Here is a 19,151-nt window from a genome sequence, read left to right on the forward strand (position 1 = left end):
GGTGATGGGGATTGGGGGGAGTTCGGGGCCGCACGCGTGGACGGCGGCACGGCCCCGGGGGAGTGGGTGCGGGGGGTTACCGGACCGGCTCGGGAAGGTCCTTCAGGGCGTCGACCGCCCGCTCGGTGATCTCCTCGGGGGTGCCGGCGACGTCCACCGCGACTCCCGCCTCGTCCGGCTCCAGCGACTGGAGCGTGGCGAACTGGGAGTCGAGCAGGGCCGTCGGCATGAAGTGGCCCTGCCGGTGCGACATCCGGTCCTCGATCAATTCACGGCTGCCCGTGAGGTGCACGAAGACGACACCGGGAGCGGCGGCCCGCAGCCGGTCGCGGTACGACCGCTTCAGCGCCGAACTGCTCACCACCCCACCGAGCCCGGCACGCCCGTGCGCCCAGCCGCCGATGGCGTCCAGCCAGGGCCAGCGGTCCTCGTCGGTGAGCGGGGTGCCGGCCGTCATCTTGGCGATGTTGGCCGGTGGGTGGAAGTCGTCGCCCTCGGCGTAGGGAACGCCGAGCCGGGCCGCGAGCAGGGGACCGATGGTGGTCTTCCCGGTGCCCGCGACGCCCATGACCACGACCACGTGGGGGGTGTGCAGTTGCTGCATCGCACTCTCGCTGTCTGCTGTCTTCGTCGACACCTGATGTCGACGCAACTGAAACTCATTAGGTACGACGAATTCAAGAGGCTGTGACATATAAGTCTGACTTTTTGTTCTGGTGACGTGCCCCGTACGCTGAGTGCATGAGCACACCGGGCCGGGGGCTGCACGGCCGCGTACTGGACACCCTCGGCCCCGCGATCACAGCGGGCGCATACCCCGCGGGCAGTGTTCTGCGCACGGACGAGCTCGCGCAGCGGTTCGAGGTGTCGCGCTCCGTGATGCGGGAGGCGGTCCGGGTGCTGGAGTCCATGCACCTCGTCGAGTCGCGCCGCCGCGTCGGCGTCACCGTCCTGCCCGAGTGCGAGTGGAACGTCTACGACCCGCAGGTCATCCGCTGGCGCCTGGCCGGCTCCGAACGCCCCCGGCAGCTGCGCTCCCTGACCGTGCTCAGGTCGGCCGTCGAACCGGTGGCGGCGGGCCTGGCCGCGCGGCACGCCACGGCGGAGCAGTGCGCCGAACTGACCGAGTGCGCGCTCGGCATGGTCGCCAACTCACGCGGCCACCGGCTGGAGGAATACCTCTTCCACGACGTGGCCTTCCACCGCGTCATCCTCACCGCCTCCGGCAACGAGATGTTCGCCCGCCTCGGCGGCGTCGTCGCTGAGGTGCTGGCCGGCCGCACCCATCACGACGTGATGTTCGAGGACCCCGACCCGGCCGCCGTCACCCTGCACGTCCAGGTCGCCGAGGCGGTCCGCGCCCGGGACGCGGAGCGCGCGGAGCGCCTGACCCGGGAGATCACCGAGGGCGCGCTCCAGGAGCTGGACATCCTGGCACCGTAGGGCGCCCGGGGAGAGGCACGGGGGGAGAGGTCAGTCGAGGAACTCCCCGTCCACGTACACCCACGCCCCGTCCACCCGCTCGAAGCGGCTCCGCTCGTGCAGTGAGCCACCGCGGTAGGACGCCCGGAACGTCACGGTGCCGGAGGCGTGGAAGGCGGAACCGTCGGCCGTGTCCAGGATCTCCAGGCCGGTCCACCGCATGCCCGGGTCGAGATCGAGCCGCGCGGGGCGTGTCCCTGGGTGCCAGGTGCGCAGCAGGTAGCCCGCGTCCCCCTTCACGAAGGCGCTGTAGCGCGAGCGCATCAGGGCCTCGGCGCTCGGCGCGGCGGCGGTCCCGGCGTGGAAACGGCCACAGCACCTCGCGTACGGCTCGGGCCGCCCGCAGGGGCAGGAGGGGCTGGTCATGGCGACCACTGTAGAGGAAAAGCAGAAAACCCCTGCTCAGCAGGGGTTTCAGCTGGTGTCCGAGGGGGGACTTGAACCCCCACGCCCGATAAAGGGCACTAGCACCTCAAGCTAGCGCGTCTGCCATTCCGCCACCCGGACAAGGTGTCTGTCGCGCGGGGTATCCCCCTTGGCGACGACGTAAACATTACCAGGCTTTCCGGGGTGGCCGATCACCCCCTCCTTGGGCCCGGACGGCCCAGGGAGGAGGATGAGGGGGACCCACCAGCAGTGACATCGGCACTGACATCGGCAGTGACAGCGGGAGGAACCACGTGAGCGACTCGGGCACGGCCAGGAGCGTCACCGGCGAGGAAGAGGTCGTCGACCTCTGCCGCGAGCTGATCCGGATCGACACCAGCAACTACGGCGACCACTCGGGGCCGGGCGAGCGGAAGGCCGCCGAGTACGTCGCCGAGAAGCTCGCCGAGGTGGGACTCGAACCGAAGATCTTCGAGTCCCACCCCGGACGCGCCTCCACGGTGGCCCGGATCGAGGGCGAGGACCCGTCCCGGCCCGCGCTGCTCATCCACGGCCACACCGACGTCGTCCCGGCCAACGCGGACGACTGGACCCACCACCCCTTCTCCGGGGAGATCGCCGACGGCTGCGTGTGGGGGCGCGGCGCCGTCGACATGAAGGACATGGACGCGATGACCCTCGCGGTCGTCCGCGACCGGCTGCGCAGCGGGCGCAAGCCCCCGCGGGACATCGTGCTGGCGTTCCTCGCCGACGAGGAGGCCGGCGGCACGTACGGCGCCCGTCACCTCGTGGACCACCACCCCGACCTCTTCGAGGGCGTCACCGAGGCGATCAGCGAGGTGGGCGGCTTCTCCTTCACCGTGAGCGAGCAGCGCCGCCTGTACCTGATCCAGACGGCCGAGAAGGGCATCCACTGGATGAAGCTGACGGTGGCCGGCACCGCGGGGCACGGGTCGATGATCCACCGCGACAATGCCATCACGGAGCTGTCCGAGGCCGTCGCACGCCTGGGCCGGCACAAGTTCCCCGTCCGGGTCACCAAGACGACCCGGGCCTTCCTCGACGAACTGGGCGACGCGCTCGGCACCGAGCTGGACCCGGAGAACATGGAGGGCACCCTCGCCAAGCTCGGCGGCATCGCCAAGCTCATCGGCGCGACCCTGAGCAACACCGCCAACCCGACCCAGCTGGGCGCGGGTTACAAGGTCAACGTCATCCCCGGCGAGGCCACCGCGCACGTCGACGGGCGCTTCCTGCCCGGATACGAGGAGGAGTTCCTCGCCGACGTCGACCGGATCCTCGGACCGCACGTGCGGCGCGAGGACGTGCACGCCAACAAGGCCGTCGAGACGACCTTCGACGGAGCGCTGGTCGACGCGATGCAGTCCGCCCTGGTGGCCGAGGACCCGGCCGCGAAGGCGGTCCCCTACATGCTCTCCGGCGGCACGGACGCCAAGTCCTTCGACGAACTCGGCATCCGGGGCTTCGGCTTCGCGCCGCTCAAGCTGCCCCCGGAGCTGGACTTCGCGGGCATGTTCCACGGCGTTGACGAGCGGGTGCCGGTGGAGGGACTCCAGTTCGGCGTGCGAGTGCTCGACCGCTTCATCGACGCGTCCTGAATTCGCCCGTGCGTGCGGGGGGCGACCGGGACGAGTGAATGCGCTCATAAGCTCGTAGCCTCATTACTCCCTCCTCGTTACAGGTGATGCGATCGGCAATTTGGGATCGCGTTTGCCAACTAGGAGGAACAATGCTCAAGAAGGTCGTCGCCGCCGCGGCTGCCACCGGTGGTCTGGTTCTCGCGGGCGCGGGCATGGCCGTCGCCGACTCCGGGGCCCAGGGTGCCGCCGTGCACTCGCCCGGCGTCCTTTCCGGCAACGTCGTTCAGGTCCCCGTGCACGTGCCGGTGAACGTCTGCGGCAACACGATCTCCGTGATCGGTCTGCTGAACCCCGCCTTCGGCAACGTCTGCATCAACAAGTGACGTTGGGCCTCGCCCCGTGAGGGTCTGATTCCGCCGGCCCCGGAGTGCACGCCATGCGCTCCGGGGCCGACGGCCTTTCGGGGGACATTCGAGGCGGAGGAACGACAGCGACGCCGGAGTTACGGCACTCTCGGCATTCTCGGTACCACGGGACCAGACAAGGCAGGGATTCAGGAAATGCGACAGGTCACCCGCAAGGGCCTGATGACGATGGCGGCGGCCACCGGAGTGATCGCCGCCGCGGGCGGTGCCGCCCACGCGGACTCGGGAGCGCACGGCTCGAGTTCGGGTTCACCCGGCGTTCTGTCCGGCAACACGGTGCAGGCCCCGGTGCACGTGCCGGTGAACGTCTGCGGCAACACGGTGGACGTGGTCGGCATCCTCAACCCGGCGATGGGCAACGCGTGCGCCAACCAGGGCGGCGGTGCCTCCGGCGGACACGGCGGCTCGGGCGGATACGGCGACTCCGGGAGCCACGACGGGTCGCACGAAGGCTCGCACGGGGGCTCCCAGGCGGGCGGCCACACCACGGACTCGCCGGGCGTCGGCTCCGGCAACCACGTCGAGGTGCCGATCGACGTGCCCGTGAACGTGTGCGGCAACAGCATCGACGTCGTCGGTCTCCTCAACCCGGCCACCGGCAACGAGTGCGCCAACGGGGGCGGAGGCCACTCGACGCCGCCCGGCGACCACGAGACGCCTCCGGAGAAGCCGGATAACCCCGACAAGTCCGACACTCCGGACAAGCCGTCCGGACCGGAGGGCGAAACGCCGGGCGACTCCACGGAGGGCAACCAGCCGGGCACCCAGACCGTCGCCCAGCCCGCCGGCGACGCGGCGCTCGCCGAGACCGGCAGCGACCTGCCGCTGGGCCTCGCCCTGCCGGTGGGCGCCGGCGCGCTGCTCGCGGGCACGGTGCTCTACCGCAAGGCGCGCGCCTCGGCGTGAGACGGGCGCACCGGCACACGCAGCGGGCTCCGCACCGGCGGGGCCCGCTCCGTCTCCACCGCCGTCACCAGGTGGCGCGCACCTGGCGGATGATCCGCCGCCGCAACCGCACCTTGCGGCTGCCGTCGCGCAGCAGGGTCAGGCGGTACAACTCCCAGTGTCCGTACTCGGCATGGTCCGTCAGCTGACGTGCCGCCTCCTTGCGGGTGACCCCGCGCGGTAGGTACACATCGACAAATTCGTATTCCGGCATCGAATCTATTGTGCGGGCTGGGGCCCGGTACGGATAGCGTCTGCACTATGTCTGATGCTGCGCAGCCCACCGCTGCCGAGGTACGCGCCGCCGCCGAGGCGGTCAAGACCGCGCTCGACCGCCACCTTGCCGCGGTCGAACGCCGGTCGGGGGAGGAAGACCCGGCCGTCTACGACGCGTTCAACGAGCTGGCCGCGGCCGCCGAGGCGTACGACGAACTGCTCTACGACCGGTACGACGAGGTCACACCCTTCGAGATCCCCGGCGAGGACACGCTGCCGCCGTACACGGGCCCCGAGGAACCCAGCGCGCTGAGTGTCCTGATCCGCCGCGACTACTCGGTGGCCGAGCCGCAGCGGCTGATGGCCCAGGCCAGGCGGGTCGAGGCGGCGGACGAGGAGGGGCCCGGCAGGGAGGCCTCGGGCACGGTGCACGGTGCGCTCGGCCTCCTGTTCGGCGAGTTCGAGCCGGACGAGATCGCCTCCCGGCACAAGGAGTTCGGTCTTGAGGAGGGCGACTCCACGCTCTGGGTGACGGCCGCGGACGAGAGTGCCGAGCCCGGCGAGTGGCTGGAGGCTCCGTTCGAGCAGGTCGACCCGCAGCGGGTGGTCTGCCGTTTCGACGTCAGCGCGGTCTTCGACGAGGAGTTTGACGACGGCGACGACGAGGACGGTGAGGACGGCGAAGCCGACCTGGCGGACCTGGACGAGGACCTCGACACCGACCTGGACCCGGACCTCGACACCGACCTCGACGAGGACGGCGAACCGGCACGACTGGAGGCGGACCGCTGAGCGGCACGGGCCACGCCACGCCGACCGGCCCGACGGCTGGGTGACGGCGGTCACGGGAAGCCCCCGACGACAGCCGGCCGTCGCGGCGACCCGACCCGGGCGCCAGGCCGGTCGGGCCCGACCCGCCCGCCCTGCGCACTCGTAGCCACCCGGGGCGGCCTTGGCCGGGGCCCGGCGATGCCGCGAGCGCGGTGCCCCCGCTGCGTCCGGCGGGATTGCGCCGGGTGCGGGGTGCCCGTGGTCGGTCGGCGGCCGGTATCGGCGGCGCGATCAGTCCCGTTGCCCGGGCCGTGGGCGGTCTCGACCGGGCCGTCGGCCACGCTCGGGACAGTGCCGCCTCCCTGCCGGGCTCCTGGGCCACCGGGCGGTCGGGCGGGTGGCAGACGGGCGCGGCTGCCGGCGGCAGGTGGTCTTCGGGGAGCCCGGCGGCCAGGTCGTGCGTGACCTGGCCGGGCCGGGTGCCCGTCGGTCAGTCGGTGACCGGGATCTGGGGGGCCAGCAGTACCGGCAGGCGGGTGGTGCGGGGCTTGGCCGGGATCTCCGCCACGGCGCGGGGAAGGGCCTGCTCCACGCCGTGCACCACGGACAGGTGCCGGGCGGCCCGGCCGAACGCCGTGTAGATCCAGGGACGGCTGAGGGCCTGCACGGCATCGCCGGGCAGCACCACGACCACCGCGGGCCAGCGGCCGCCCAGCGCCTGGTGGGCGGTCAGCGCCCAGCCGTGCCGTACGGACCCCTCCACCCGGTCCCTGGGCACGACCACCGTTCCGCCCGCGCACGACAGGTGCAGACCCTCGGCGTCGGCCGTGACCACCCGGCCCGGCAGCACCCGGCCCGGCGCGGGGGTGTGGACGACCCGGTCACCGGGGTCGAAGCCGCCGAAGCGGCCGGGGCCGGGGTTGAGGCGTTCCTTCAGCGCGGCGTTGAGCGCCCGCGTGCCCGCGGCACCGCCGTGGCCCGGCGTGATCACCTGGGTCTCCTCGGCCGGGACGCCGATCGCGCGCGGCACCGAGTCCGCCATGAGCTGGACAGTGCGGTGCACGGCCTCGCCCGCGTCCCGCACCGGCACGATCACGACCTCCTTGCCGGGCGCCTCCACTTGGCTCAGCTCCCCGACGCCGATGCCGGAGACCAGCTCGCCGAGCGGACCGGGGTCCGGGCGCCGCGAGGCGACCTGGGGGCAGACCCGTGCCGCCAGCAGGTCCGCGAAGACCCGCCCGGGGCCCACGGACCAGAGCACCGCCGGGTCCCCGGCCAGCACCAGCCGGGCGCCGTCCGGCAGCGACTCCGCGAGCAGGGCGCCCGCCTCGACGTCGAGCTGCGGCGCGTCGAGCACGACGAGCAGGTCGAGGTCCAGCGCCCCGTCGGCGTCCCGCCCCGGCCCCTCGTCGCCGGTCAGCAGCCCGGCCACGGTGACGGCGGCGGGAGCGGCCGGTCCCGAGGAGGGCGGCTCGGCCGACGGGGCGCCGAGCAGGGCGGCGAAGCGGTCGCGGCCGAGCGGGCCGGGCGCGGCGGCCCAGGCCCGCAGGCCCAGGGCGTGCGCCGCGCGCAGCAGGGCGGCGGGCTCGGCCAGGGACGCCTCGCCACCGGTGTGCAGGACCAGCCCGTGGCCCGCGACGGCGCGGATCAGTTCGCCCCCGGAGCCCTGCGCGGAGGCGGCCGCCTGCTCCCAGTCCGCCGCGGAGCCGTCCTGTTTGGGCGCCGAGTTGACCAGCCGGGCCAGCCCGTCGGCGAGGCTCTCCTCGGCGAGCGCGTACCGCTCCAGACCGATCAGCACCCGGACGGGACGCTCCTCGCCGCCTTCCCCGCCCTCCGCCTCCGTGCCCTCCGCACCGCTCGCCGCGCGCTCCGGGCGGGCGTCCGGCTCGTCCAGGGCGTCCTGGAAGGCGAGTGCCTCGCCCTCCGCGAGGGTGCTCTGCACGGCCGCGTCGGGATCCGGCACGCCGCGCTGGGCCAGCGTGGCGGTGAGCCGCGGCAGCTCCAGCGCGGTGTGCCCGGCCAGGGCCGCCTGCTCCAGGAGCCACACGGTGACGGCACGGCCGCGACGCTCGTCGTCCGGCCCGCACTCGGCGCCGAGCAGCGCGCGGGCGAACCCGTCGGCCTGCTCCGGCCGCACCCCGGCGACCTGGAGCAACTGCCAGGGGTCCGCGCGCAGCGCGTCCCCCGCGCCCTCACCGAGGAGCGCCGCGGTCTGCGGCGCGAGCGCTTCGGGGGCGCCGCCCTCCGCCAGTACGCGCCGCACCGACTCCACGGTCTCCGGTGCCGGCCCCGCGGGCCCTGCGGCTGCGGTGGCCCGCTCGGCGGGCGCCGGCCGGGGCGGGCGCGCCGGCTCCGGCGCGGGGCGGCGCACGGGCTCGGGGTCGCCGAAGACCGCGGCCGCCGGCTTCTCACCGCTCTCCACGGCGCGCACGGCGGCCAGCAGATCGGCCGCCGTGCCGCTGAGCTTGCCCCCGGCGGCGATCGGCCCCTGCTTCTCGGCCTTCCGCCGCTCGATCCGCTCCCGCTCGATCCGCTGGGCGGCCAGCTCGGCCTCGACCTCGGACACCCGCGCGGCCGCCCCGTCCGCGTCCCCGGAGTCCGGCCCGTCCCCGGCGGGCTCACCCGAGCGCGTGCCGGGGGCGGACTCCGCCGCCTGCGTGGTGCCCGGGGTCTCCGGCCCGGTGTCCACGGCGTCCGTGGTGTCCTCGGTGGCGGGCTCGGGCTCCGTGCTCACAGCGTGCTCCAGTCGTGATCGGGATAGCGGTGCACGGGCGCCGACACGTCGTCGAGCGCCCGGCAGATCTCGTCAGGAAGACTAAGGGTCTCCACTGACAACGCCGCCGTGAGCTGCTGCGCGTTGCGAGGGCCGATGATCGGGGCGACCACCCCGGGCCGGTCGCGGACCCAGGCCAGCGCCACCTGGAGCGGGGTCACCGCGAGTCCGTCCGCCGCCGTCGCCACCGCGTCCACGATGTGCCCGGCCGCGTCGTCGAGGTAGGGCTCGACGAACGGGGCCAGATGGTCCGAGGCGCCCCGCGAGTCCGGCGGCGTGGCGTCCTTGCGGTACTTGCCGGTGAGCACTCCGCGGCCCAGCGGGGACGAGGGCAGCAGCCCGACGCCCAGGTCCAGGGCGGCCGGCAGCACCTCCCGCTCGACGCCCCGCTGGAGCAGCGAGTACTCCATCTGGGTGCTCGCCATCCGGTTGCGCACACCGGGCGCCGCGAGCTGCCAGGTCGCCGCCTTGGCCAGCTGCCAGCCGCAGAAGTTGGAGACCCCCGCGTAGCGCGCCCGGCCGCTGCTGACCGCCACGTCGAGGGCGTGCAGCGTCTCCTCCAGCGGGGTGTGCGGGTCGAAGGCGTGCAGGTGCCACACGTCGACGTGGTCCGTGCCCAGGCGGGCGAGGGAGGCGTCCAGTGCGGAGAGCAGATGGGCGCGCGAACCGTCGAAGCGGCGGTCGGGATCCGGAACGCTGCCGGCCTTGGTCGAGATCACCAGGTCCCGGCGCGGCACCAGGCCCTCCATGAGGCGGCCGAGCAGGTACTCCGACTCGCCGTCGCCGTAGACGTCCGCGGTGTCGACGAGCGTCCCGCCCGCCTCCCAGAAGGTCTTCAAGAGGTCCGCGGCGTCATGCTCGTCCGTGTCCCGGCCCCAGGTCAGGGTGCCGAGACCGATGCGGGACACGCGCAGGCCGGTGCGGCCGAGATGCCTCTGCTCCATGAACGCCGACATTACTGGCCACGGCTTGTGCTGTGGGGGCCTGTGGACAACCGAATTCCGCGCGCTAAGGTCGGGGCACCAGCCACGTTACTGATCGGTAAGGGGAATCGGCCATGCAGCTCGGGATCAACCTCGGCTACTGGGGTGCCGGAATGGACGCGGACAACCTGGCCGTCGCCCAGGAGGCCGACCGGCTCGGATACGCCGTGTGCTGGGCCGCCGAGGCCTACGGCTCCGACGCGGCCACCGTGCTGACCTGGGTCGCCGCCCAGACCGAGCGCATCGACGTGGGCTCGGCCATCTTCCAGATCCCGGCCCGCCAGCCCGCGATGACCGCGATGACCGCCGCCACCCTGGACTCCCTGTCCAAGGGCCGCTTCCGTCTCGGCCTCGGCGTGTCGGGACCGCAGGTCTCCGAGGGCTGGTACGGCGTCAAGTTCGACAAGCCCCTCGCCCGCACCCGCGAGTACGTCGAGATCGTGCGCAAGGCGATGACCCGTGAGCGGCTGTCCTACGAGGGGCAGCACTGGACGCTGCCGCTGCCCGGCGGCCCCGGCAAGCCGATCAAGCTGACCGTGCACCCCGAGCGCGAGCACATCCCGCTGTACATCGCCGCGATCGGCCCGAAGAACCTGGAGCAGACCGGCGAGATCGCCGACGGCGCCCTGCTCATCTTCCCCTCCGCCGACCACCTGGAGGAGACCGCCGTCAAGCACCTGCGCGCCGGACGCGAGAAGGCCGGCAAGACCCTCGACGGGTTCGACGTGTGTCCGACCCTGCCGCTCGCCCTCGGCGACGACAAGGAGGTCCCCGCCCTCGCCGACACCTTCCGCCCCTACACCGCGCTGTACGTCGGCGGCATGGGCAGCCGCAAGCAGAACTTCTACAACCAGCTCGCCCAGCGCATGGGGTACGAGCGGGAAGCCGCGGAGATCCAGGACAAGTACCTCTCCGGCGACAAACAGGGCGCCGCCGGGGCCGTACCGCACGAGCTGATCGACCAGACGACCCTGCTCGGCTCCGTCGACCGCATCGCGGACCGGATGAAGGCGTACGCCGCGGCCGGTGTCACCACCCTGACCCTCGCCCCCGCGGGCTTCACCCTGGACGAGCGGCTCGCGGCGCTCCGCGCGGGCACCGAGGCCCTGGAGCGCGCCGGACTGGCGTAGGCACCGCCGAGGAAGTTCTGCGGCCGTGGTGGGGGCTCGGGGGTCTTCCCCGCCACGGCCGTCACGGGGAACAACGCGCCCACGCGCGCGGGGTTACGCCTCCGGCCGTTCCCGGCCGTCCCTCTTTCGGCGGAGCCGTCCGCCGCACCTGTTGCCGTGACCTCTCGCCCGCACTTGACTCGTGCACTGCGGAGTGTGCGGAACCCGCGGACCACGCAGCGGCAGAGAGGTGCCCCCGATGCTTTCGGCCAAGAGCCTTTTCCAGGAGATCCTCGACAACGACGAGTCGTTCCGTCTCTTCTGCTCCATCGCGGCCAGCGGCGAGACCCAGGGCGGCTGGGAGAACGCGCGCATCGCGGCGCTGGTGCCGGAGAGCGAACGCGCCCTCGCCCCCAAGATCACCCGGCACGGCGCCGACGAGGACAAGCACGGCCGGATCTTCAACGCCCTGCTGAAGAAGCGCGGCCTCGAACCCGTCGAAGTACCGCCCGAGACCGACTACACGATGCTCCTGGAGCGGCACGGCATCGGCCTCGCCCACGAGAAGCTCAAGGCGGAGCAGCCCCTCACGGTGCGGGACATCATCACCTACCTCGCCCACAGCAGGGTCACCGAGCAGCGCGCGGCCGAGCAGATGGCGATGCTCGTCAAGTACTTCGCGGACCACCCCGACCTCGGCCGGGCGGTCCGGATGATCTCGGCCGACGAGGACAACCACCTCGCCTACTCCCACGAGGAACTGCTGCGCTACGCCGCCGCCGGGCACGGCCCGTACATCCGGCGCACCCTGCGCGAGTGCGCGCACGCCGAGATCCGCGTCCACCGTGACGTCAGCCTCGCCGTGATGGCCCGCATGGGGCGCCTGCTCGGCTGGTCCCGCGCCAGGTCGGCGCTGCTCGCGGCGGGCATCCACGCGATGTACGCCGCCGAGCGGCTGGCCGGCTGGCGGCGCATGGTGACGCTGCGGGCGCCCGAACGGCGCGACGCGCTCGGCGGACCCGCCGCCGCGGCCCCCGAGGTCGCCTGAGCCCTCGGCCCCTACAGCCAGCCCCGGCGCTTGAACTGCCGGTACAGCAGCCACTCCAGGACGGCCATCAGCGCGATCACCGCCGGATAGCCCCCTACCCAGTGCAGCTCCGGCATGTGGTCGAAGTTCATGCCGTAGATCCCCGCGACCATCGTGGGGACCGCGGCCATGGCGGCCCACGCGGAGATCTTCCGCATGTCGTCGTTCTGCCGGACGCTCGTCTGCGCCAGGTGCGCCGACAGGATGTCCGAGACCAGCCGGTCCAGGCTCTCCACCGACTCGTTCACACGCGTGAGGTGGTCGCTCACGTCCCGGAAGAACGGCCGCGCCCTGTCGTTCACGAACGGCACACCGCCGCCGTACGCGCCCGTCCCCGCGAGCCGGGACAGCGGCGGCGCGAGCGGACCGGTCGCCCGCCGGAACTCCAGCACCTGCCGCTTGAACGTGTAGATCCGCGACGCGGTGTGCCGGGAACCGCCGCCGTCCGGCGAGAAGACCTCCGCCTCCAGCTCCTCCAGGTCGGTCTGGAGCTCGACCGCCACGTCCAGGTAGTGGTCGACGGTGGCGTCCGCGATCGCGTAGAGCACCGCGGTGGGGCCCTTGCCGAGGAGTTCCGGTTCGTGCTCCAGACGCTGCCGCACGGCCTTCAGCGGAGAGCCCTCGCCGTGCCGGACGACGACCGCGAAGGCGTCCCCCAGGAAGATCATCAGCTCGCCGGTGGAGACGGCGTCGCTGTCCGGCTCGTACACCACCGGTTTGAGGACGGCGAAGAGCGAGTCGTCGTACACCTCCAGCTTGGGCCGCTGATGCGCCTTGAGGGCGTCCTCCACCGCCAGCGGATGCAGCCCGAACTCCTGGCTGACCAGCTCGAACTCCTTCTCCGTCGGCTCGTGCAGGCCGATCCAGACGAAGCCGCCGGCCTCCCGCGCCTCACCGAGCGCGTCGGAGAAGTCCTCGGGCCCGTCCGTGCGGTGCCCGTCCCGGTAGATGGCGCAGTCGACGATCACCGAACCCATTCTCCCCTCGACCCGGCGCCCCTGTTCCGCGCCGTACGCCTACCCTGGCCGCATGCCCACGCTGATCCTCGTTAGGCACGGACGTTCCACCGCCAACACCGAGGGGTTGCTCGCCGGCTGGACGCCCGGCGTCGCCCTCGACGAGCGCGGCGCCGCGCAGGCCGCCGCGCTCCCCGGGCGGCTCGCCGGCCTGCCGCTCTCCGAGATCGTCACCAGCCCGCTCCAGCGCTGCCAGGAGACGATCAGGCCGCTGCTCGACGCCCGCCCCGAACTGCGGCCCCACACCGACGAACGGATCGGGGAGTGCCACTACGGCGACTGGTCCGGCCGCAAGCTCGCCGAACTCAAGGACGAGCCCCTGATGGAGGTGGTGCAGGCGCACCCCTCCGCCGCGGCCTTCCCCGGCGGCGAGTCGATGCGCGCCATGCAGACCCGCGCCGCCGAGGCCGTACGCGAGTGGAACGCGCGCGTGGAGCGCGACCACGGCGCCGACGCCGTCTACCTCATGTGCTCCCACGGCGACATCATCAAGTCCCTGGTCGCCGAGGCACTCGGCCTCCACCTCGACCTCTTCCAGCGGATCTCCGTCGAACCCTGCTCCGTCACCGCGATCCGCTACACCCGGCTGCGCCCGTTCCTCGTCCGCCTCGGCGACACCGGTGACTTCGCCTCCCTGGCCCCGCGCGAGGAGCCGTCCGGTGACGAGGCCCCGGTCGGGGGTGGTGCGGGCGCACCGTGATCGTCCGCCGCAGTAGGGTGAACCGGTCGCGGCTGTGCCCCCGATCCCGATCTTCCGCTTTCCCCGACTTCCATGGAGACAGGACGTGTCCCGTCAGGTGTTCCTCTACGACCAACCGGAACGTTTCGTGGCCGGTACGGTCGGGCTGCCCGGGCGCCGTACGTTCTTCCTCCAGGCCTCCGCCGGCTCCCGGGTGACCAGCGTGGCCCTGGAGAAGACCCAGGTCGCCGCCCTCGCCGAGCGCATGGACGAGCTTCTGGACGAAGTCGTACGGCGCAGCGGCGGCAGCACCGTCGTCCCCGCCACGGCACCCACCGGGCCCGCCGACACGGCGCCGCTGGACACCCCCGTCGAGGAGGAGTTCAGGGTCGGCACCATGGCGCTGGCCTGGGACGGTGAGGACCAGCGCATGATCGTCGAGGCGCAGGCCCTCGTGGAGCTGGACGCCGAGTCCGAGGAGGACCTGGCGGAGGCGGAGGAACGGCTCCTCCAGGACGAGGAGAACGGCCCGCCGATGCTGCGGGTCCGCCTCACCGGCGCGCAGGCCAGGGCCTTCGCCAAGCGCGCCCTCGACGTCGTCAACGCCGGGCGGCCGCCGTGCCCGCTGTGCAGCCTCCCGCTCGACCCGGAAGGACACGTATGTCCGCGCCAGAACGGATACCGCCGCGGAGCGTGACCACCGACGCGGCGGCGGCCGAGTTGCTCGCCCTGGGCGAACTGACCGTACGCGGACGCATCCGTGACGCGTCCAACGCGGCGCTGTACTGCACGGTGACGCACGAGGGACGCGAGGCGGCCTGCGTCTACAAGCCGGTCGCCGGCGAGCGCCCGCTGTGGGACTTCCCCGACGGCACCCTCGCCCAGCGCGAGGTCGCCGCCTACGAGGTCTCCGAGGCCACCGGCTGGGGCCTGGTCCCGCCCACCGTGCTGCGCGACGGCCCGTACGGCGAGGGCATGGTCCAGCTGTGGATCGAGACGGTGCCGGAGACGGAACTGCTCGCCCTGGTGGACGAGGAGGAACCCGGTCCCGGCTGGAAGGGAATCGCCCTCGCCGAGGTCGGCGAGGGCCGCACCGCGCTGCTCGTGCACGCCGACGACGAACGGCTGCGCCGGCTCGCCGTACTCGACGCCGTGATCAACAACGCCGACCGCAAGGGCGGCCACCTGCTGCCCGCGGCGGGGGAGCGGCTGTACGGCATCGACCACGGCGTCACCTTCAACGTCGAGAACAAGCTCCGCACCCTCCTGTGGGGCTGGGCGGGCGACCCGCTGACCGGAGAGGCCCTGGAGGCGCTGGACGTCCTCAAAGCGGCGCTGAAGGACGGCGGCACCCTGGCGACCCGGCTCGCCGCGCTCATCACCCCCGCCGAACTCGACGCCACGCGCGCGCGGGTCGACGCCCTGCTGGCCTCCGGCAAGCACCCCGAACCGAGCGGCGAGTGGCCGGCCATCCCCTGGCCGCCCGTGTGAGGACCCGGAGGCCTTGATCAGCACAATGGCCGGTACCGCGCAAGAGCGCCTTACCGGCCATCCGGACCGGTCCGGTTCGTGTACGGAACATCCGTCCGGTTAGGCTCATGACATGCATGCCTGGCCCGCTTCCGAGGTCCCCGCCCTGCCTGGTCAGGGCCGCGACCTGAGGATCCACGACACCGCGACCGGCGGCCTCGTCACCCTCGACCCCGGTCCCGTCGCCCGTATCTACGTCTGCGGCATCACGCCGTACGACGCCACCCACATGGGGCACGCGGCGACCTACAACGCGTTCGACCTCGTGCAGCGCGTGTGGCTCGACACCAAGCGGCAGGTCCACTACGTCCAGAACGTCACCGACGTGGACGACCCGCTCCTGGAGCGGGCCGTGCGCGACGGGGTCGACTGGACCGCCCTCGCCGAGCAGGAGACCGCCCTCTTCCGCGAGGACATGACGGCGCTGCGGATGCTCCCGCCGCGGCACTACATAGGCGCCGTCGAGGCCATACCCGGCATCGTCCCGCTCGTCGAGCGGCTGCGCGACGCCGGCGCGGCCTACGAGCTCGAGGGCGACATCTACTTCTCCGTCGAGGCCGACCCGCACTTCGGCGGCGTCTCCCACCTCGACGCCGCCGCGATGCGGCTGCTCTCCGCCGAGCGCGGCGGCGACCCCGACCGGCCCGGCAAGAAGAACCCGCTCGACCCGATGCTGTGGATGGCCGCCCGGGAGGGTGAGCCCAGCTGGGACGGCGGCACCCTCGGCCGCGGGCGGCCCGGCTGGCACATCGAGTGCGTCGCCATCGCCCTCGACCACCTCGGCATGGGCTTCGACGTCCAGGGCGGCGGCTCCGACCTCGCCTTCCCGCACCACGAGATGGGCGCCTCGCACGCCCAGGCCCTCACCGGCGAGTTCCCCATGGCCAAGGCGTACGTGCACGCCGGCATGGTCGGCCTCGACGGCGAGAAGATGTCCAAGTCCAAGGGCAACCTGGTCTTCGTGTCGCAGCTGCGCCGCGAGGGCGTCGACCCGGCCGCCATCCGGCTCACCCTGCTCGCCCACCACTACCGCTCCGACTGGGAGTGGACCGACCAGGTGCTGGAAGGCGCGCTCGCCCGGCTGGAGCGCTGGCGCGCCGCGGTCTCCCGCCCCGACGGCCCGTCCGCGGAGGCCCTGGTGGAGCAGATCCGCGAGGCCCTCGCGAACGACCTGGACTCGCCGGCCGCCCTCGCCGCGGTCGACCGCTGGGCCGCCCTTCAGCAGGAAACCGGCGGCACGGACATCGGCGCCCCGGGCGTTGTCTCCCGGGCGGTGGACGCGCTGCTGGGCGTGGCGCTGTAAAAGGCGCACGGAATGGACCAGGGGCCGCTTCCCGGGAAGCGGCCCCTGGTCCATTCCGCTCAGTTCTGCTCAGTCCTCCGACGACTCCTCGTCGTCCCCGCTCGCCTTCGGCGGCTTCGGCGGCCGGTTCCGGCCGCTCGGGTTGTCCCGCAGGAACGGCGTACCGGCCGGCCCGTCGCCGCCGTCCGCCGTGGCATGCCCACCAGGACCACCGGTCCCGCCCGGCCCCGATCCGTCCCGCCGCCGCAGATACCGCTCGAACTCCCGCGCGATCGCCTCGCCCGACGCCTCCGGCAGCTCCGCCGTGTCCCGGGCCTCCTCCAGCGACTGCACGTACTCCGCGACCTCGGAGTCCTCCGCGGCCAGCTGGTCCACGCCCACCTGCCAGGCACGCGCGTCCTCGGGCAGCTCGCCCAGCGGGACCCGCACGCCGATCAGATCCTCCAGCCGGTTCAGCAGGGCCAGCGTGGCCTTCGGGTTCGGCGGCTGCGACACGTAGTGCGGCACCGCCGCCCACAGCGACACGGCAGGCACGCCCGCGTGCGTGCACGCCTCCTGGAGAATGCCGACGATGCCCGTGGGCCCCTCGTACTTGGTCTCCTCCAGGTCCATGCGCCGCGCCAGGTCGGTGTCCGACGTGGTCCCACTGATCGGCACCGGACGGGTGTGCGGGGTGTCGCCCAGCAGGGCGCCCAGGACGACCACCAGCTCGACACCCAGCTCGTGGGCGAAGCCGAGCAGCTCGTTGCAGAACGAACGCCAGCGCATGGACGGTTCGATGCCCCGGACGAGAACGAGGTCGCGCGGCTTGTCGCCGCCGACGCGGACCACCGACAGCCTGGTCGTCGGCCAGGTGATCTTGCGGACGCCGTCCTCCATGAACACCGTGGGACGGTTGACCTGGAAGTCGTAGTAGTCCTCGGCGTCCAGCGCCGCGAACACCTCGCCCTTCCACTCCCTGTCGAGATGCGCGACCGCGGTGGAGGCGGCGTCACCGGCATCGTTCCAGCCCTCGAACGCGGCCACCATGACCGGGTCGACCAGCTCGGGAACCCCCTCGAGCTCGATCACCCAGCGCCTCCTTCCGACGTGCCCTCGCGTACCCCCCAACCTTACGGCGTGCCGAGGGACCGCCCGCAGCCCCCTTGCACGGGGCAGTGAACGGATCACTGCCCCGTCCCCGGGGTCCGGACACCCGCCGTCCGGCGCCGGAACGCCGGCCCTACTTCTTGTCGAGCACGTCCTGGACCTGCGCGCGGACGTCGTCCGTGGCCAGACCGCGGATCGTCAGCGTCGTACGGCGGCGCAGCACGTCGTCCGCCGTCTCGGCCCACTCGTTGTCCCGGGCCCACACGACCTGAGCCCAGATCTCGGGGGCGTCCGGGTGGACGCGCTGGGCCAGCTCCGGGCTCTCGTTCGCGAGCCGGGCGATGTCGAAGGCGAGCGAGCCGTAGTGCGTGGCCAGGTGCCTGGCGGTGTCCGCCGCCATGCGCGGGCCGGGCGCCGAGCCGTCCACCAGCAGCCGGTGGGCGACCGCGCGCGGGTTGGCGACGCCGGGCAGCGGCAGCTTCTTCGGCAGCGAGGAGATCGGCTCGAAGTCGTCGCCCAGCGGGTGGCCCGGCAGCGCCTCCAGCTTCTTCATCACCGTACGGCCGATGTGGCGGAAGGTGGTCCACTTGCCGCCCGCGACGGACAGCATGCCGCCCCGGCCCTCGGTGACGACCGTCTCGCGCTTGGCCTTCGCGGTGTCGCCGGGACCGCCCGGCAGCACGCGCAGCCCCGCGAAGGAGTACGTGATGAGGTCCCGGTCGAGCTGCTGGTCGCGGATGGAGAACGCGGCCTCGTCGAGGATCTGGGCTATGTCCTTCTCGTTGACCGCGACGTCCGCCGGGTCGCCCTCGAACTCCTCGTCGGTCGTGCCGAGCAGCAGCATGTCCTCCCAGGGGAGGGCGAAGGTGATCCGGTACTTGTCGATCGGGGTGGCCAGTGCCGCCTTCCACGGCGCGGTGCGCTTGAGCACCAGGTGCGCGCCCTTGGAGAGCCGGATCGACGGCGCCGCGGCCGGGTCCTCCATGCGGCGCAGGTGGTCGACCCAGGGGCCGGTGGCGTTGAGCACCAGGCGGGCGTTCACCCCGAACTCGTCGCCCGACAGCCGGTCCTTCAGCTCGGCGCCGGTCACCCGGCCGTTGGTGAAGCGCAGTCCGGTGACCTCGGCGTGGTTGAGGACGACCGCGCCGGACTCGACCGCCGCGCGGACCGTCATCAGGGCCATGCGGGCGTCGTTCATCTGGTCGTCGCCGTACACGGCCACGGCCTTGAGGTTGTCGGTGCGCAGCTCCGGCACGTCCTGCGCGGCCTTGGCCGGGGAGAGCAGGTGGCCGACGCCGTCGCCGAAGGCGGACAGCGCCGAGTACGCGAAGACGCCTGCCCCGAGCTTCGCCGCGCCGTGCGGCCCGCCCTTGTACACGGGGAGGTAGAACGTGAGCGGGTTCGCCAGGTGGGGGGCCACCTGGCGGGAGACCGCACGGCGCTCGAAGTGGTTCTCCGCCACCAGCTTCACCGCGCCGGTCTGCAGGTAGCGCAGCCCGCCGTGGAGCAGCTTGGAGGAGGCGGAGGAGGTGGCGCCGGCGAAGTCGCCGGCGTCGACCACGGCCACCCTGAGGCCGGACTGCGCGGCGTGCCAGGCGGTGGAGATGCCCAGGATGCCGCCGCCGATCACGAGAAGGTCGTACGACGCCTTGGAGAGCTGTTCCCGGGTCTCGGCCCGGCTCGGGTTGGAGCCGGAGGCCGGGTGCGTCCCCAGGGCAGGCACGGACTGCAGGGTGGACTGGGTGGTCATGGTGG

19 protein-coding genes and 1 tRNA gene are annotated in these 19,151 nt (G+C 72.8%); 11 read left to right on the top strand and 9 right to left on the bottom strand.

All coding sequences use genetic code 11. The features are described from left to right. Nucleotides 1–76: 76 nt before the first annotated feature. Nucleotides 77–604, bottom strand: coding sequence for a gluconokinase (locus ACZ6IM_RS11445; protein ID WP_469556091.1), 528 nt, complete (start codon nucleotides 602–604; stop codon nucleotides 77–79). 137 nt (nucleotides 605–741) lie between these two features. On the opposite strand from ACZ6IM_RS11445, the gene ACZ6IM_RS11450 reads away from it, so the two are divergent. After that, entirely contained in the window at nucleotides 742–1,443 is a 702-nt protein-coding gene (locus ACZ6IM_RS11450; protein ID WP_030187728.1) for a FadR/GntR family transcriptional regulator, read from the top strand. Between the two features lie 30 nt (nucleotides 1,444–1,473). Here ACZ6IM_RS11450 and ACZ6IM_RS11455 read toward each other — a convergent pair whose 3' ends face one another. Beyond that, nucleotides 1,474–1,848, bottom strand: coding sequence for a YchJ family protein (locus ACZ6IM_RS11455; RefSeq protein WP_469556093.1), 375 nt, complete (start codon nucleotides 1,846–1,848; stop codon nucleotides 1,474–1,476). 53 nt (nucleotides 1,849–1,901) lie between these two features. Then, nucleotides 1,902–1,989 (bottom strand) — tRNA-Leu (locus tag ACZ6IM_RS11460). A 173-nt stretch (nucleotides 1,990–2,162) separates the two neighbouring features. Between ACZ6IM_RS11460 and ACZ6IM_RS11465 the strand changes: the two genes are divergently transcribed. From ACZ6IM_RS11465 to chpC, 3 genes are all read left to right on the top strand, one after another. Further along, nucleotides 2,163–3,488 carry a M20/M25/M40 family metallo-hydrolase gene (locus ACZ6IM_RS11465; protein ID WP_052837715.1) on the top strand — a complete coding sequence of 442 codons (1,326 nt, stop codon included), beginning with the start codon at nucleotides 2,163–2,165 and terminating at the stop codon, nucleotides 3,486–3,488. A gap of 131 nt (nucleotides 3,489–3,619) precedes the next feature. Next, entirely contained in the window at nucleotides 3,620–3,853 is a 234-nt protein-coding gene (chpH, locus tag ACZ6IM_RS11470) for a chaplin ChpH (protein ID WP_003977150.1), read from the top strand. Between the two features lie 177 nt (nucleotides 3,854–4,030). Then, entirely contained in the window at nucleotides 4,031–4,801 is a 771-nt protein-coding gene (chpC, locus tag ACZ6IM_RS11475) for an LAXTG-anchored chaplin ChpC (protein ID WP_469556096.1), read from the top strand. Nucleotides 4,802–4,865: 64 nt separating this feature from the next. Here chpC and ACZ6IM_RS11480 read toward each other — a convergent pair whose 3' ends face one another. Next, nucleotides 4,866–5,054 carry a DUF5703 family protein gene (locus tag ACZ6IM_RS11480; protein WP_003977152.1) on the bottom strand — a complete coding sequence of 63 codons (189 nt, stop codon included), beginning with the start codon at nucleotides 5,052–5,054 and terminating at the stop codon, nucleotides 4,866–4,868. 47 nt (nucleotides 5,055–5,101) lie between these two features. On the opposite strand from ACZ6IM_RS11480, the gene ACZ6IM_RS11485 reads away from it, so the two are divergent. Next, a complete protein-coding gene (locus ACZ6IM_RS11485; protein ID WP_052837717.1) occupies nucleotides 5,102–5,848 on the top strand; it encodes a hypothetical protein in 747 nt (248 codons plus the stop codon). A gap of 469 nt (nucleotides 5,849–6,317) precedes the next feature. Here the strand turns inward: ACZ6IM_RS11485 and ACZ6IM_RS11490 are convergent, their stop codons facing one another. After that, nucleotides 6,318–8,561, bottom strand: a complete 2,244-nt coding sequence (locus ACZ6IM_RS11490) for a helix-hairpin-helix domain-containing protein (protein ID WP_469556100.1) — start codon at nucleotides 8,559–8,561, stop codon at nucleotides 6,318–6,320. Beyond that, a complete protein-coding gene (locus ACZ6IM_RS11495; RefSeq protein WP_469556103.1) occupies nucleotides 8,558–9,544 on the bottom strand; it encodes an aldo/keto reductase in 987 nt (328 codons plus the stop codon). Before ACZ6IM_RS11495 ends, ACZ6IM_RS11490 begins: the two co-directional genes overlap by 4 nt. Nucleotides 9,545–9,657: 113 nt before the next feature. On the opposite strand from ACZ6IM_RS11495, the gene ACZ6IM_RS11500 reads away from it, so the two are divergent. After that, the gene (locus ACZ6IM_RS11500; protein ID WP_469556104.1) at nucleotides 9,658–10,713 is read left to right on the top strand and encodes an LLM class F420-dependent oxidoreductase; all 1,056 of its coding nucleotides are present in this window, start codon (nucleotides 9,658–9,660) and stop codon (nucleotides 10,711–10,713) included. 238 nt (nucleotides 10,714–10,951) lie between these two features. After that, the gene (locus tag ACZ6IM_RS11505; RefSeq protein WP_052837720.1) at nucleotides 10,952–11,740 is read left to right on the top strand and encodes a hypothetical protein; all 789 of its coding nucleotides are present in this window, start codon (nucleotides 10,952–10,954) and stop codon (nucleotides 11,738–11,740) included. 11 nt (nucleotides 11,741–11,751) lie between these two features. On the opposite strand, the gene corA is transcribed toward ACZ6IM_RS11505, so the two are convergent. Then, nucleotides 11,752–12,747, bottom strand: coding sequence for a magnesium/cobalt transporter CorA (gene corA / locus ACZ6IM_RS11510; protein ID WP_052837981.1), 996 nt, complete (start codon nucleotides 12,745–12,747; stop codon nucleotides 11,752–11,754). Between the two features lie 61 nt (nucleotides 12,748–12,808). Here corA and ACZ6IM_RS11515 point away from each other — a divergent pair, with 61 nt between their 5' ends. The 4 genes from ACZ6IM_RS11515 (at nucleotide 12,809) to mshC (ending at nucleotide 16,307) form a co-directional block, all read left to right on the top strand. Then, complete coding sequence (locus tag ACZ6IM_RS11515) at nucleotides 12,809–13,495, top strand: histidine phosphatase family protein (protein ID WP_052837721.1); 687 nt, start codon at nucleotides 12,809–12,811, stop codon at nucleotides 13,493–13,495. An 85-nt stretch (nucleotides 13,496–13,580) separates the two neighbouring features. Then, nucleotides 13,581–14,171: a DUF3090 domain-containing protein gene (locus ACZ6IM_RS11520; RefSeq protein WP_003977160.1), complete on the top strand. Its 591-nt coding sequence runs from the start codon at nucleotides 13,581–13,583 to the stop codon at nucleotides 14,169–14,171. After that, the gene (locus ACZ6IM_RS11525) at nucleotides 14,135–14,965 is read left to right on the top strand and encodes an SCO1664 family protein (protein WP_052837722.1); all 831 of its coding nucleotides are present in this window, start codon (nucleotides 14,135–14,137) and stop codon (nucleotides 14,963–14,965) included. The genes ACZ6IM_RS11520 and ACZ6IM_RS11525 overlap by 37 nt, the downstream gene beginning before the upstream one ends. Before the next feature lie 112 nt (nucleotides 14,966–15,077). Next, entirely contained in the window at nucleotides 15,078–16,307 is a 1,230-nt protein-coding gene (gene mshC / locus ACZ6IM_RS11530; RefSeq protein WP_052837723.1) for a cysteine--1-D-myo-inosityl 2-amino-2-deoxy-alpha-D-glucopyranoside ligase, read from the top strand. A 69-nt stretch (nucleotides 16,308–16,376) separates the two neighbouring features. Here mshC and parJ read toward each other — a convergent pair whose 3' ends face one another. Together parJ and ACZ6IM_RS11540 are read right to left on the bottom strand one after the other, a co-directional pair. Then, nucleotides 16,377–17,378, bottom strand: coding sequence for a filament polymerization regulator ParJ (gene parJ, locus ACZ6IM_RS11535; RefSeq protein ID WP_052837724.1), 1,002 nt, complete (start codon nucleotides 17,376–17,378; stop codon nucleotides 16,377–16,379). Between the two features lie 151 nt (nucleotides 17,379–17,529). Continuing rightward, nucleotides 17,530–19,146 (bottom strand): glycerol-3-phosphate dehydrogenase/oxidase, encoded by a 1,617-nt coding sequence (locus ACZ6IM_RS11540; protein ID WP_052837725.1) that lies wholly within the window; start codon nucleotides 19,144–19,146, stop codon nucleotides 17,530–17,532. Nucleotides 19,147–19,151 lie beyond the last annotated feature (5 nt).

It is taken from the genome of Streptomyces sp. NPDC042336, from assembly GCF_055581985.1.

What these genes read in the sequence shown, in the direction of transcription:
- ACZ6IM_RS11445 (WP_469556091.1), bottom strand. Translation starts at nt 604, where the DNA reads ATGCAGCAACTGCACACCCCCCACGTGGTCGTGGTCATGGGCGTCGCG.
- ACZ6IM_RS11450 (WP_030187728.1), top strand. Translation starts at nt 742, where the DNA reads ATGAGCACACCGGGCCGGGGGCTGCACGGCCGCGTACTGGACACCCTC.
- ACZ6IM_RS11455 (WP_469556093.1), bottom strand. Translation starts at nt 1,848, where the DNA reads ATGACCAGCCCCTCCTGCCCCTGCGGGCGGCCCGAGCCGTACGCGAGG.
- chpH (WP_003977150.1), top strand. Translation starts at nt 3,620, where the DNA reads ATGCTCAAGAAGGTCGTCGCCGCCGCGGCTGCCACCGGTGGTCTGGTT.
- chpC (WP_469556096.1), top strand. Translation starts at nt 4,031, where the DNA reads ATGCGACAGGTCACCCGCAAGGGCCTGATGACGATGGCGGCGGCCACC.
- ACZ6IM_RS11480 (WP_003977152.1), bottom strand. Translation starts at nt 5,054, where the DNA reads ATGCCGGAATACGAATTTGTCGATGTGTACCTACCGCGCGGGGTCACC.
- ACZ6IM_RS11485 (WP_052837717.1), top strand. Translation starts at nt 5,102, where the DNA reads ATGTCTGATGCTGCGCAGCCCACCGCTGCCGAGGTACGCGCCGCCGCC.
- ACZ6IM_RS11495 (WP_469556103.1), bottom strand. Translation starts at nt 9,544, where the DNA reads ATGGAGCAGAGGCATCTCGGCCGCACCGGCCTGCGCGTGTCCCGCATC.
- ACZ6IM_RS11500 (WP_469556104.1), top strand. Translation starts at nt 9,658, where the DNA reads ATGCAGCTCGGGATCAACCTCGGCTACTGGGGTGCCGGAATGGACGCG.
- ACZ6IM_RS11505 (WP_052837720.1), top strand. Translation starts at nt 10,952, where the DNA reads ATGCTTTCGGCCAAGAGCCTTTTCCAGGAGATCCTCGACAACGACGAG.
- ACZ6IM_RS11515 (WP_052837721.1), top strand. Translation starts at nt 12,809, where the DNA reads ATGCCCACGCTGATCCTCGTTAGGCACGGACGTTCCACCGCCAACACC.
- ACZ6IM_RS11525 (WP_052837722.1), top strand. Translation starts at nt 14,135, where the DNA reads ATGTCCGCGCCAGAACGGATACCGCCGCGGAGCGTGACCACCGACGCG.
- mshC (WP_052837723.1), top strand. Translation starts at nt 15,078, where the DNA reads ATGCATGCCTGGCCCGCTTCCGAGGTCCCCGCCCTGCCTGGTCAGGGC.
- ACZ6IM_RS11540 (WP_052837725.1), bottom strand. Translation starts at nt 19,146, where the DNA reads ATGACCACCCAGTCCACCCTGCAGTCCGTGCCTGCCCTGGGGACGCAC.